Genomic DNA, 13521 nt, shown 5'->3' with positions numbered 1-13521 from the left:
GAAAGTAGGAAGAAAACTACTTCGTTTTCCTCCTACTCGATTTATATGATTTTCTGCTTTTATACTCCTCAAACTTGCAAAATCGTTTCAATCGTTTCACAGAACCTTTCAGGGCCTGTATTTTCTCCTGAAAGTATGATTTGATTTATTTTCTAACTTCTATATTTGTCAACAGAAACGAACGACAATGAAACATGGTATCTTTATCTTGGCTATTCTTATGGCTTTGTTAAGCCTTCCAGAAAGTGGGTATGCTGCGGTACCATTTTTTACTGTTATTAATGATACAATCCGACGGGTGGTGATATATTTCGATGCGAATGAAACGAATGTGAATCCTTGTTGTAAGGGTAATAAAGAGGCAATTATAGCATTGGATTCCTTGTTGTCCGGAAATTCGGATACGAAATATATAACAGCGTTAAATGTAGTGAGTTTTGTTTCTCCTGATGGTGGCGAATCTTATAATAAAAGTTTGGTTACTAAGAGAAACAACTCGATAAAGGAATTCTTGAGGCGATATGAATTAGTTAATAATGTTGATAAGATTCATTTCTGTTCAAAGGGAGAGGATTGGTTGGAGTTTCGTAAGTTGGTGGCATCTGACACCAACTTACCCGACCGGGAAGAAGTGCTGATGTTGATTGACTATCATAAGGATGATATCGCCAAAAGAAAGCAACTGTTGCGTAAGCTAAATCGGGGAGCCGCCTACCGATATATGGTTCGTAATGTATTTCCGGAATTGAGGCGGTCTGTTATAACGATTGTCGGAGAAACTGGGATAATAGATAGAGAGGCTTTTGAACCGGTATCTTCTGTCTCCGGGTTGTTTGTTTCGAATCAGGAAGAGGCGCTTCCGAAGAATCAACCTGATAAGCCTGTGGGAGAAAGTGAAGATAAACAGACCTGTGAGGTCGATATGTCGGAGGCAGAAGAGCCGGTGAAAAGCAAAACAGTGCTTGCAGTAAAGAACAATCTATTATATGATTTGGCATTGGCACCGAATATAGAAGTAGAAATTCCGATAGGTAAGAGGTGGTCTTTGAATACTGAATATAAATGTCCGTGGTGGTTGAATAGTAAACACGATTTCTGCTATCAGCTCCTTTCTGGAGGCATGGAAGGACGTTTTTGGCTGGGAAACCGGCAGAAGCGCGACCGATTGACCGGACATTTTATTGGACTTTATGCTGAAGGTGGAATATACGATTTCCAGTTACGTGGAGATGGGTATCAGGGTAAGTACTATGGAGCTGCTGGAGTGACTTATGGATATGCAAAGCAATTAGCACAGCACTTTTCCCTTGAATTCAGTCTTGGCATAGGGTATTTGACAACAGAATATAAGAAATATACTCCTTATGAGGGGGATATTGTATGGACAAATAGTGGGCGTTATAACTTTATTGGTCCTACCAAAGCAAAAGTTTCTTTGGTATGGTTGATAACAACAAAGAGATAGGAGGGCGTTATGCGAAATGCAAGATTCATGCTTCTTGTGCTTCTGTCCTCGCTGCTGGTGCTAAACGGGTGTAGCCGTCGCGATATATTGGATGATTATCCTGTAAGTGGGGTAGAAATTTCATTAAACTGGGATGGAGTAACAGATAAATTACCAGAAGGTATCCGGGTTATATTTTATCCGAAAGATGGTGAGGGTAAAAAAGTGGACAGGTACCTTTCGGTACGAGGTGGAGAAATGAAAGTTCCTCCGGGACGATATTCGGTTGTAGCTTACAACTATAATACGGAGTCCATACGTATCCGAGGAGAAGAGTCCTATGAAACGATAGAGGCTTATACAGATTATTACAATGGATCGAGTATTGCTGGAATAGAAAAGATGGTTTGTTCGCCAGACTCATTGTATGTGCTGAATATTAATGAATTGAAAATAGATAAGAGTGAAGAGGTGCTTTCTTTGGATTGGAAACTAGAATCGGTAGTGAAGAAGTATTCTTTTGCGGTAGAGGTCAAAGGTTTGGAGTACGTAACAGCAATCGTAGGGTGTATTAACGGACTATCTGATTGTTACCACATTGGCAAAGGTTATGGAGCATCTTCCTCGCAGCCTATCTATTTTGAGGTAAAGAAAGATGGTAATAAGGTAGTGGCGTATTTTACAGCTTTCAAGCAGGCAAAGGAAATGTCAGTCCCGACACGAATATCAGAATCAAGGAGCGCAAATTCCCGTGGTGTAGGCGATATAAAGTTGATCTTGAGATTTATCAAAACGGATAATACGGTGCAAGAAGCAGCAATTGATGTTACTGAAATAATAGAGACACTTGAAGATACTGGAACAGGAGATGATGGAAAACAGGACCCTCCACCGGAGATTGAGTTACCGTCTGATGATAAGATTGAGGTTGATAAGCCAGAGTTACCGCCGAATCCTGATGGGGGTGGAGGAATGGATGGCAATGTTGATGGGTGGGGACCGGAAGATAATGTTGAATTACCTGTGATTTAAAATAGATGTTATAAACAAAATAGAACAATATTATAAACTTTTAAAAAATACAGTTATGAAGAAAATTTTATTGGCAGTAACAGCTGCTTTAGCAATTACGAGTTGCTCACAGAATGAGGAATTTGAGGCTCCTTCGCAGAAAGCAGAGATTAATTTTAATACTGCAGTAACCAGAGCAACGGAGTTGAATACAAATGGCCTTCAAAAGGCAGGTTTTGAGATTTATGCATATAATACAGGAACGTCGGGAATGACTGCTGATGTGGTTCTTCCAGCTGAAGCTTGGATAAGTAATTCAGCTAAATATACAGAAGGAACTGGATGGTCAGTAGATGGTGGTCCATATTATTGGCCTCTAACGGACAAATTACAATTTTTTGCATATTCTCCAAAGGACGGAGCCGCATATACTGCGCCAAATGCTTCTGATAAAGGATATCCGAAGTTTGTTTATACAGTTGGAACTACAGCTGCTAATCAAAAAGACTTAGTGATCGCATCTGTACAAGATGCAACCAAGAATCAAAATGGAGCAACATCACCAGTCTCTTTTGCTTTTAAACACGCGCTAACTCAAGTAAATATTGAAGTGACAAAAGTGGACGGTTATACTTATGATATATCTAAGGTAGAAGTGGCTGGTATTAAGGGAAGTGGAACATTTACATATACAGGTGCTAATACAGGTACTTGGGTAGCAGGTACAGATCCTGATGCTACTTATACATATACACTTGGTGATTTTACTGGTAATACGACTACTATTATATCAGATAATGCTTTGATGTTGATACCGCAAGAGCTTACTAATGCTAAAATTTCTATATCTTATACGGTAAAGAAAGGTAACAGTGAAATAGCAGAAAATAATAAGGAAGTAGCTTTGTCAGGTACTACTACGATATGGGACTTTGGAAAGAAAATTCGGTATAAACTGACATTGCCTATTGGAGGTGAAAAAGTTGGCATTAGTGCAGACGTTGATCCTTGGGATTCTGAGGCTACTGAAACTCCTACTGTTAGCGAATAACGGATAGATTAAATGCATAGAACCGATGTAATTTTGTATATTACATCGGTTTTTTCTTGTGTTTTTGGATTATGATAGAAAATGGATCAACCTAAAGACATTGTTGTATACACAATATGAATTAACATAATATCCTTGATTAATGTAGAAAATAGCAGTGATGCCATTCTGCAGGATGGAACCATTATCATGTAAAAAAGAACTCATTTACAAAGTTTTTAACTTATTTATCGAAAATCCCAACTAGTTTCTAAGGGAAAGGATATGAGGAAGCTTCGTTTAAAAAACAAACTTAATATTCTTCTTAGTAGATATCTATAAACTTTTCACATAGCCTATTTTTTACTTTTCTTCCCATTTTTTATGGCTATATGAAAGATTTCATATATTTTTGTTGGCAGCATAAACAAATACAAACACAGCCAGCTTATGCCATCTATTTGTCAAGGAACTTGGGATTGTCAAATATGTCCGAAAGCAGTGAGCAATGCTATTACTCATGTTATTTATCAGCGTGGTTTTCATAAACCAGCTCAGAGGTGTGAGGAAAATTTTATTCTTTTCTTGATTAAAGGAGAAATGCTGGTTAATAGTAAGGAATATGCCGGTACCATGCTCAAAGAAGGTGAATTTATACTTCAAGCTATTGATTCTACATTTGAGATGCTTGCCATGCTCGAATGTGAGTGCATCTATTACCGTTTTATTCAACCGGAATTGTTTTGTGATTCTCGTTTCAATCATATAATGAAAGATGTATCGCCTCCACTTATCTATTCCCCAATAAAGATAGTTCCTGAACTACAATATTTTTTGCAGGGTTCCATCACTTATTTAAAAGGAAATAAAGTCTGCCGGGATTTGTTGTCTCTCAAGCGGAAAGAGTTGGCACTTGTGTTGGGGTATTATTATTCTGATTATGACCTCTCGAGTCTGGTGCATCCGCTCTCTAAGTACATCAATAGTTTCCACTACTTTGTTATCCAAAACTATAAGAAAGTAAAGACAGTAGAAGAACTAGCCCAATTAGGAGGATATACCCTTAGCACATTCCGTCGTATTTTCAATAATGTCTTTCATGAACCAGTTTATGAATGGATGCTGGCAAGGCGTAAAGAGGGTATTCTCGATGACTTGAATAATTCTGCTTATAGTATTTCCGAGATATGCTATAAATATGGTTTTGAGTCCTTACCTCATTTCTCTAATTTCTGTAAGAAATCTTTCGGCGCTTCTCCACGTAATTTGCGTGGACAAAACCGTTTATGATAACTGATTATTAATAATAATCATGATCCATTCATATATAAAGAAATCCCCTGTCGGACTAGCCGGCAGGGGATTCTGTCATTAATCAAATTAAGCTCTCGCTCTCGAAATCTAGCAATTTCTAGTCTTTTAATTTTGCGATGATGAAGTCACGGTTCAAGCGGGCGATGTTGCTGATAGAGATGTTCTTCGGACATTCAGCCTCACAAGCACGAGTGTTTGTACAGTTACCGAATCCCAGTTCATCCATCTTTGACAACATAGCTTTTGCACGACGCAAAGCTTCCGGTTTACCTTGCGGCAGCAAGTTCAACTGGCTAACTTTTGCAGAAACGAACAACATAGCAGAACCATTCTTACATGCAGCTACACAAGCACCACAACCGATACAAGAAGCAGCATCCATAGCTTCGTCAGCGATAGGCTTCGGAATCAGGATAGCGTTAGCATCCTGCGGAGCACCTGTACGTACGCTCACGTAACCACCAGCTTGCATAATCTTGTCATAAGCAGTACGGTCTACCATCAAGTCTTTGATTACAGGGAAACCGGCCGAACGCCAAGGTTCAACAGTAATCGTATCACCATCCTGGAAACGACGCATATAGATCTGACAAGTAGTAGCACCTGTTGCAGGACCGTGCGGGTGTCCATTGATGTAAAGAGAACACATACCGCAGATACCTTCGCGGCAATCGTGGTCGAATACTACCGGTTCTTTTCTTTCGCTGATGAGCTGTTCGTTCAGAATATCCAGCATTTCGAGGAAGGAAGTATCGCCGGGGATATCTTTCATTTGGTAGGTTTCAAAAGCACCTTTAGCCTTCGGACCAGCTTGGCGCCATACCTTCAGTGTAAATGATATATTTTTATCCATTTTCTTCTAATTCTTTTAAATGTTTAACTTCACCGATTAGCTCTTGTAGTTACGGGTTTGAACCTTGATAGCTTCGTATACCAGCGGTTCTTTGTACAATACCGGAGCTTTTTCATCGTCACCTTGATATTCCCAGCATGCTACATAGAAGAAGTTTTCGTCATCACGTTTAGCTTCTCCTTCTTCAGTCTGGTATTCTTCACGGAAGTGACCACCACAACTTTCGTTACGGTTCAATGCATCGTAAGCAACAAGCTCACCCATTGTGATGAAGTCGTACAGACGGATTGCTTTGTCAAGCTCTACGTTCATACCTTCTTTAGAACCGGGGATAAACAGATTCGTTTCGAATTCCTTGCGGATTTCTTTCAGTTCGGCAATACCTTTCTTCAAGCCTTCTGCCGTACGTCCCATACCTACATATTCCCACATAACATGACCCAGTTTCTTGTGGATAGAATCAACAGATTCTTTACCCTGGATGCTCATGAACTTGTCGATCTTAGCTTGAACTGCCTTTTCTGCTTCAGCAAATTCAGGAAGATCAGTAGAGAAACGAGGAACAGTGATTTGATCTGCCAGATAATTTTGGATTGTATAAGGCAATACGAAGTAACCGTCAGCCAAACCTTGCATCAATGCAGAAGCACCGAGGCGGTTTGCACCGTGGTCGGAGAAGTTACATTCACCGATAGCGAACAGACCCTTGATAGTGGTTTGCAGTTCGTAGTCTACCCAGATACCACCCATTGTATAGTGGATAGCCGGATAAATCATCATCGGATTATAATATTTTACGCCATTAATTTCTTTTGCCAGTTCTCCCGGATTAACGTCAGTGATTTCTTCATACATATCGAAGAGGTTGCCATAACGTTGGAGAACTATGTCGATACCCAAGCGGTTGATAGCTTCAGAGAAATCAAGGAATACGGCTAAACCAGTGTTGTTTACACCGAAACCTGCGTCGCAACGTTCTTTAGCAGCACGGCTGGCAACGTCACGCGGAACCAGGTTACCGAATGCCGGATAGCGGCGTTCCAAGTAATAGTCGCGGTCTTCTTCAGGAATATCACTTCCTTTGATTTCGCCTTTCTGAAGTTTCACAGCATCTTCTTTTTTCTTCGGAACCCAGATACGACCGTCGTTACGGAGAGATTCAGACATCAAAGTCAGTTTAGACTGCTTGTCACCGTGTACCGGGATACAAGTCGGGTGAATCTGAACGTAAGCAGGGTTAGCGAATACAGCACCCTTGCGGTAGCAAGAGATAGCAGCTGTACAGTTACATCCCATAGCGTTGGTAGACAGGAAGTAAGCATTACCATAACCACCGGTAGCGATAACTACAGCGTGAGCGGCAAAGCGTTCCAGTTCACCTGTTACAAGGTTTTTAGCGATGATACCGCGAGCACGTCCGTCAACGATCACCACGTCTTGCATTTCATAACGAGTGTACAGTTTTACAGTACCTACGTTTACCTGACGGCTCAATGCAGAGTAAGCACCCAGCAACAACTGCTGACCAGTTTGGCCTTTAGCGTAGAAAGTACGGGATACCTGTGCACCACCGAAAGAGCGGTTGTCCAGTGTGCCACCATATTCGCGAGCGAAAGGAACACCTTGTGCTACACATTGGTCGATGATAGCGTTAGACACTTCAGCCAGACGATATACGTTAGCTTCACGGGCACGATAGTCACCACCTTTTACAGTATCGTAGAACAGACGGTAAACGGAGTCACCGTCATTTTGATAATTCTTTGCAGCATTGATACCACCCTGTGCAGCGATAGAGTGTGCACGACGGGGAGAATCCTGAATACAGAAATTGAATACTCTGAAACCCATTTCACCGAGTGAAGCAGCGGCAGAAGCACCTGCCAGACCCGTACCCACAACGATGATGTCCAAACGGCGTTTATTAGCGGGGTTCACCAATTTCTGGTGAGCTTTATAGTTGGTCCATTTCTCAGCCACCGGGCCTTCTGGAATTTTTGAATCTATCTTGATCATAATATTATTTACAATTTAATCATTTACAATTTACTATTTAGCAAGCACCACCACAAATAAGTGTTTTCACAAAGAATACCACTACTACCAGTGCGAAACCGAGTACAACGATTGTAGAATAGATGTTAGAAATACATTTCCAACGATCAATCCATACTTTGTTGTTCCATCCCAGTGATTGCATTGAACTCCAGAAACCGTGAGTCAGGTGGAACCACAAAGCAAACAGCCAAACAAGGTAAAGAACTACGTAAACCGGACAAGAGAAAGTCTGCTGAATGTGATATGCACCGTTAGCAGCATAAGCCAATGTCAATGTATCAGCGTGCATGCCCATGTTGTGCATCAGTTCCGGCAACTGCATTTTTGCCCAGAAGTTGAAGAGGTGCAAACCAAGACCTACGATAACGATAAGACCCAGCACCAACATGTTTTGAGATGCCCATTCTACAGTTTTCGGTTTGTCTGTCACTGCATAGCGTTCGCTACCACGCGCTTTGCGATTCTGCATTGTCAGCCAGAATGCGTAGATAATGTGAATTACGAAAAGAGCAGCCAGTCCTGCGGTAGCCACTAATGCATACCAGTTTGCTCCCAGGAACTCACAAATCATGTTGTAACCATCAGCCGAGATGATCGCAACCAAGTTCATCGCCATGTGAAATGTTAGAAACAGGACAAGGGCGATACCGGTAACGCTCATCACCACTTTCCTTCCTACAGATGAATTACTTAACCACATAAATGATTGAATTTAAATTATTTAATTGTTAGAACTAAAATTTCGACGTTTTACACCTCTTACGGACTGCAAAAATAGGGGAAATAGATTGATTGAGCAAGGAATTAAAGAAATAATTCCTTAATCGACAATCTTTCCGATTTTTTCACCGCCGGCTGCTTTCTTGCGTAAAGCACGTGGAGTGTCGCCAAAAGAGTCTTTGCAGAAGTGCGCAAAGTGGGACAAAGAGTCGAAACCATATCGGTTGCAGATCTCTGTGATTCGCATATTCGTGTGCTGGAGGTCTTCCAGGATGCCTTCCCGTTTTTTCTCCAGAATCCATTCATATACCGGTACGCCGTAGAGGTTTTTGAAAAGACGGCGAAAAGTAGTGGTAGTGTAGCCTCCCAGATGTGCAAATTCTTCGACGTTCTTCACGGTGCCGTAGTTCTGCATAACGAAGTAGTGGAAGCTTTCCGTGTAGGTGCTGATCGGATAGAAGAACGAACTTAGTTGGGGCTGCGGATAGAAATTGGTAATCAGGAACACCAGTTCCTTACATTTCAGGTCGATGTATTTGCTGCAAGGAGATTCTTCGTTGAGGAATTCGGGCATACTGGTGAGCAGATGATACAGCCTTTCACTCATAATCAACGGAGTATAGGTCAGAGGTGTTTCTGTATGTTCTATCACTTCCCGATAGCGGTCCTCGCATAGCAAAGGTAATTCGTTGAACCAGTACACGATGTATTCGACATCCGTAAGTGCCAGTATTTCAACCTTAGATCCGATAGCTTGCAGGATAAACTGCTTTTCACGCAGTGTATTTCCGGGGTATTCTTCGCTGTTAATCAGTAACTCACCTTTAATCATAAACAGCATACAATTTTGCGTACACTTATCCTTAGGAATATGTTCTCCCTTGGGTAAGTTTCTATATACAAGGATGTTCTCAGTTGCTTTGGGGCATCCAGTACAGTTTGTATATTGTATGCAAAATGAATCTCCTGCCATGAAGTTATGCGTGAATTGTTATTTACGGGGAACAAAGATATAATTTTTTTGCGGAAAACGACATGCTTTCTTTCATTTATGTTTTAGTAGAAAGCTTTGTATGATTGTCTTTATTATAGTGGAATGAATTTATAACTAAAATATGCAACTATATTATGAAGAACAAAAAGGCATTAATAGGAATGGCGGGCATGGCTGTATTGTCTGCCGAAGCTATCGCACAGAAGCCGGTCAATATCGTCCTTATCAACCTGGATGATGCCGGAAACGGAGATTTCTCTTGTCGTGGAGCAGTTGGTTATCAGACTCCACATATTGACTGGATGGCTGCCAATGGGATGGCAATGAACAATTTCTATGCGGTTCAGCCCATTAGCGGTGCTTCGAGGGCGGGGCTAATGACAGGATGCTATCCGAATCGTATCGGATTCGCTTACGCTTTGAATCCCGGTTCCCCTTATGGGATCAGTGCGGAGGAAGAAACGGTTGCGGAGTTATTGCGTGACAAAGGATATGCAACGGCTATTTTCGGGAAGTGGCATCTGGGAGATGAGAAAAAGTTTCTTCCGCTTCAGCATGGCTTTGATGAATATTACGGTTTGCCTTATTCAAATGATATGTGGCCTCGCCATCCTCAATATAAGTTTCCGGATCTTCCTTTAATTAAAGGTAATGACATCATTGGTTACAATACCGATCAGACACGGTTGACTACTGATTACACCAATTATGCGGTCGATTTTATTCACCGCAATGTGGATAAGCCGTTCTTCCTGTATCTGGCTCATTCCATGCCGCACGTACCATTGGCGGTATCCGATAAATTTAAAGGAAAAAGTAAACAGGGATTATATGGAGATGTGATGATGGAAATAGACTGGAGCGTGGGAGAGATTCTCCGAACCATCCGTGAAGAAGGTATAGAGGATAACACCATGGTGATTCTAACGTCGGATAACGGCCCGTGGGCTAATTATGGCAACCATGCCGGTTCGTCCGGCGGATTGCGGGAAGCGAAAGCGAATACCTTCAATGGAGGCACCCGTGTTCCTTGCTTCTTCTACTGGAAAGGGAAGATTCAACCGGCTACCGTATGTAATAACTTGTATTCCAATATTGATATTTTGCCTACTCTGATAGAAATAGCGGGAGCCGCGAAACCCAAACGGAAAATAGACGGAGTCAGTATGTTGCCTACATTGACGGTGGACCCGACAATTGCGGTTCGCAAATATCTTTGTTTCTATTATCATAAAAACTCGCTGGAGGCTATTACTGATGGACGTTATAAACTGGTGTTCCCTCATAAATATGTGTCCTATGACGGACAGATTCCCGGTAATGACGGACTTCCGGGAGCCCTTGGAAAAGGAGAGGTGACGGAGTGTGAGCTGTATGATCTGCGACGGGATATGGGAGAGCGTACGAATGTCGTCACTCTATATCCGGAAGTGGTGAAAGATTTGACGAGAGAGGCGGAAGTGTGGCGCGAAGAACTTGGCGACGACTTGACGGGACATCCGGGGAAAGCACGTCGGGAAGCAGGTAAGTCGGACAAGGTGAATAAATCAGCGAAGCCGGGCAAGGCAGCCAAGTAAATCTGAAGAAATATGGTTAAAACTAAGTTCCATCGGTGTCTCTTTTTCCCACATATCTTATTGGTGTGGATATTTCTTCTTTTTTTCACGGCAGATTCTATGGCATCGGTTTCGTATCGGAATTTGATTCCCGAACCGGTACGTGTGATAGAAAAGGAAAGAGCTCCGTTTGTTTTTAACGACCAGACAAGGATCATCTGCTCCGGCAATCATCCCGAGTGGAAACGTATAGTAGACTCTTTAATTCCGTATTTATCAGAGATGGCAGGTCGCGAGCTATCTGTCGGGAAGATGAAGAAGTTTGTGGAGAGTAATGTTATTTATTTTATATTGGAACCACAGGTACGAAAAGAAGGATTCAGACTGAAGATAACAGAAGATAATCTGTATATTGAGGCATCAGATGGGGCAGGAGCTTTTTATGCCGTACAGTTGTTGCGAGAATTATCGCTTTCGGCCTCGAATCAGCAAGGCGAATGTAATCAAGAAGTAAATGGAAAGAAGTGGGAATTGTGCTTTCCTCCCGTTGAATTGGAAGACTATCCTTCCATGTCATATCGGGGAACCATGCTTGACGTGAGCCGCCATTTCTTTTCGGTCGATCAGGTGAAACGCTATATTGATCTGTTGGCTTTCCATCGCTTGAATCATTTTCACTGGCATCTGACGGACGATCAGGGATGGAGAATTGAAATAAAGAAATATCCGAATCTCACAAAGGTCGGTGCATGGAGAGGGACGGATAATTATGGTGGATATTATACCCAAGAGGAGATAAAGGAGGTAGTAACCTATGCCTCCGAAAGGTATATAACGATTATTCCGGAAATAGATATGCCGGGACATACCCAGGCTGCATTGGCGGCGTATCCTGAACTCGGTTGCAGGGGAACTTCTTACGAAGTGGCTACGGAAGTAGGCGGTGTACATAAGGATGTGATGTGTATGGGCAGTGATTTCACTTTTCCTTTTGTAAAAGACGTGTTGAAAGAAGTGGCGGAATTATTTCCGGGACCTTACATTCATATCGGAGGGGACGAAGTTCCTAAAGACCGTTGGAAGGAATGCAATGCCTGTCAGAAAGCCATTAGGGAACATGGTTTGAAGAATACAAAACTGCATACAGCAGAAGAACGGTTGCAAAGAACTTTTAATGAGGAAATAGCGGTCTATCTGCATGGACTGGGTAAACGAATGATAGGCTGGGACGAAGTACTCGCAGATGATTTGAACCGGGAGGTTATTGTTATGTCCTGGCGGGGACTGGGACGTGCCACGGCTGCCATTCGCAAAGGACATGACGTAATTGTATCTGCTGATTCTCATTTATATTTGAACCATTACCAAACGATAAATTCAGAACAGGAACCTCGTGCAACCGGTGGACTGGTAGAAATGAAGAAGGTATTCGAGACTCCTTTTTTCTCTCCGCAACTGACAGAAACGGAGCGGACACAGGTGCTGGGTGCGGAAGCCTGTTTGTGGAGTTCATTCATTGATAATGACTCAATCTTGGATTATATGCTTTTACCCCGTTTGGCTGCTTTCGCAGATGCAGTCTGGTGTGAGGGGAGACGTGGCACTTACAATCATTTCTTGCAGCGTCTGCCCTCGCTGCTTAGTTGCTATGAGCAGTTAGGATATGGTTATGCCCGTCATTTTTTTACGGTTTCTGCTACTTATACATCTGTTCCTGATGATAAATGTCTTGTCGTCTCGTTGGAGAGTCTGCCTGATACGAAAACTTATTATACGCTGGATGGTAGCCAACCGACAAAAGGCGCTTTTCTGTATGAGAATCCCCTTCGGATAGATAAAAGTTGTATATTGAAAGCCGTTTCTTACTTGCCGAGTGGGCTTGCCAGTGACGAACTAAGCAAAGAAGTGGTGGTAAACAAAGCGACATTTAAACCGATTCATCTGCAAAATGCTCCTTCGGAACGTTATCAGGGAGAAGATGGAAAAGTATTGGTAGATGGTGTCCGTAGCATCAATTTCCACAATACGGGCTTGTGGGTGGGCTATCATGCTGCTGATATGATTGCAACTATTGACCTTGAATATCCGCAGGAGATTAATGCGGTGGAAGTTTCGGCTTTGACAGATTTAAGTGCATGGATTATGGGGCCACAGTCCATTTCTGTTTATATTTCTTCGAATGGAAAGAGATATAAGATGGTGGCGCATAAAACCTATCAGGCGTTAACAGATGCGATGGGGGAAAAAAGTAGTGATTTACATCGTCTTTCGTTTAAAAAAAGTGCTTCTGCCCGTTTTGTGAAAGTGATAGCTGTGCCTTTTAAAGGGTTGCCTAAAGGACATTCCGGTGAAGGGGAACCGCCTTTCTTATTCGTAGATGAGATTCGGGTACATTAATTATTTGCGCGGGCTGCATAAACAACTTGTACGACACCCGGGTCTCAAGGGCATTGACACCCGGGTGTTGATATGCTTGGCACCCGGGTGTCAGCACTAGTGCCTGTTGCACAACTTTATTTTTTAGTTATACTCTAATGGGTG

11 protein-coding genes are annotated in these 13521 nt (G+C 42.2%); 6 read left to right on the top strand and 5 right to left on the bottom strand.

The features are described 5' to 3' along the window. Nucleotides 1-187: 187 nt before the first annotated feature. From DXB58_RS27115 to DXB58_RS27105, 3 genes are read left to right on the top strand one after another with little or no spacing between them, the layout of a single operon-like run. Nucleotides 188-1465, top strand: coding sequence for a DUF3575 domain-containing protein (locus DXB58_RS27115; protein ID WP_117610496.1), 1278 nt, complete (start codon nt 188-190; stop codon nt 1463-1465). A gap of 9 nt (nt 1466-1474) precedes the next feature. Further along, the gene (locus DXB58_RS27110; RefSeq protein WP_117610497.1) at nt 1475-2476 is read left to right on the top strand and encodes a DUF5119 domain-containing protein; all 1002 of its coding nucleotides are present in this window, start codon (nt 1475-1477) and stop codon (nt 2474-2476) included. Nucleotides 2477-2531: 55 nt separating this feature from the next. Continuing rightward, nucleotides 2532-3506, top strand: a complete 975-nt coding sequence (locus tag DXB58_RS27105) for a fimbrillin family protein (RefSeq protein WP_117610498.1) — start codon at nt 2532-2534, stop codon at nt 3504-3506. Between the two features lie 834 nt (nt 3507-4340). Here DXB58_RS27105 and DXB58_RS28510 read toward each other — a convergent pair. Further along, on the bottom strand, nt 4341-4478 hold the full coding sequence (locus DXB58_RS28510; protein ID WP_366512999.1) for a hypothetical protein: 138 nt from the start codon (nt 4476-4478) through the stop codon (nt 4341-4343). Between DXB58_RS28510 and DXB58_RS28505 the strand changes: the two genes are divergently transcribed. Then, nucleotides 4443-4775 carry a helix-turn-helix domain-containing protein gene (locus DXB58_RS28505; protein WP_369907235.1) on the top strand — a complete coding sequence of 111 codons (333 nt, stop codon included), beginning with the start codon at nt 4443-4445 and terminating at the stop codon, nt 4773-4775. The genes DXB58_RS28510 and DXB58_RS28505 overlap by 36 nt on opposite strands. A gap of 121 nt (nt 4776-4896) precedes the next feature. Here the strand turns inward: DXB58_RS28505 and DXB58_RS27095 are convergent, their stop codons facing one another. The 4 genes from DXB58_RS27095 to DXB58_RS27080 all read right to left on the bottom strand — a co-directional run bounded on the left by DXB58_RS27095 (nt 4897) and on the right by DXB58_RS27080 (nt 9403). Continuing rightward, entirely contained in the window at nt 4897-5652 is a 756-nt protein-coding gene (locus DXB58_RS27095) for a succinate dehydrogenase/fumarate reductase iron-sulfur subunit (RefSeq protein ID WP_004324019.1), read from the bottom strand. A 36-nt stretch (nt 5653-5688) separates the two neighbouring features. Beyond that, nucleotides 5689-7668 carry a fumarate reductase/succinate dehydrogenase flavoprotein subunit gene (locus DXB58_RS27090; protein WP_004324018.1) on the bottom strand — a complete coding sequence of 660 codons (1980 nt, stop codon included), beginning with the start codon at nt 7666-7668 and terminating at the stop codon, nt 5689-5691. 37 nt (nt 7669-7705) lie between these two features. Then, a complete protein-coding gene (locus tag DXB58_RS27085) occupies nt 7706-8410 on the bottom strand; it encodes a succinate dehydrogenase/fumarate reductase cytochrome b subunit (RefSeq protein WP_004324017.1) in 705 nt (234 codons plus the stop codon). A 120-nt stretch (nt 8411-8530) separates the two neighbouring features. Then, entirely contained in the window at nt 8531-9403 is an 873-nt protein-coding gene (locus DXB58_RS27080; protein WP_122138852.1) for an AraC family transcriptional regulator, read from the bottom strand. A 155-nt stretch (nt 9404-9558) separates the two neighbouring features. Here DXB58_RS27080 and DXB58_RS27075 point away from each other — a divergent pair, with 155 nt between their 5' ends. Together DXB58_RS27075 and DXB58_RS27070 are read left to right on the top strand one after the other, a co-directional pair. Next, nucleotides 9559-11001, top strand: coding sequence for a sulfatase (locus tag DXB58_RS27075; protein WP_122138851.1), 1443 nt, complete (start codon nt 9559-9561; stop codon nt 10999-11001). Between the two features lie 12 nt (nt 11002-11013). Continuing rightward, nucleotides 11014-13377, top strand: coding sequence for a family 20 glycosylhydrolase (locus DXB58_RS27070; protein ID WP_122138850.1), 2364 nt, complete (start codon nt 11014-11016; stop codon nt 13375-13377). Nucleotides 13378-13521 lie beyond the last annotated feature (144 nt).

It is taken from the genome of Bacteroides sp. OM05-10AA (genome assembly GCF_003439055.1).
GTDB lineage: Bacteria > Bacteroidota > Bacteroidia > Bacteroidales > Bacteroidaceae > Bacteroides > Bacteroides intestinigallinarum.
This window is presented reverse-complemented; position numbering and strand designations above follow the sequence as displayed.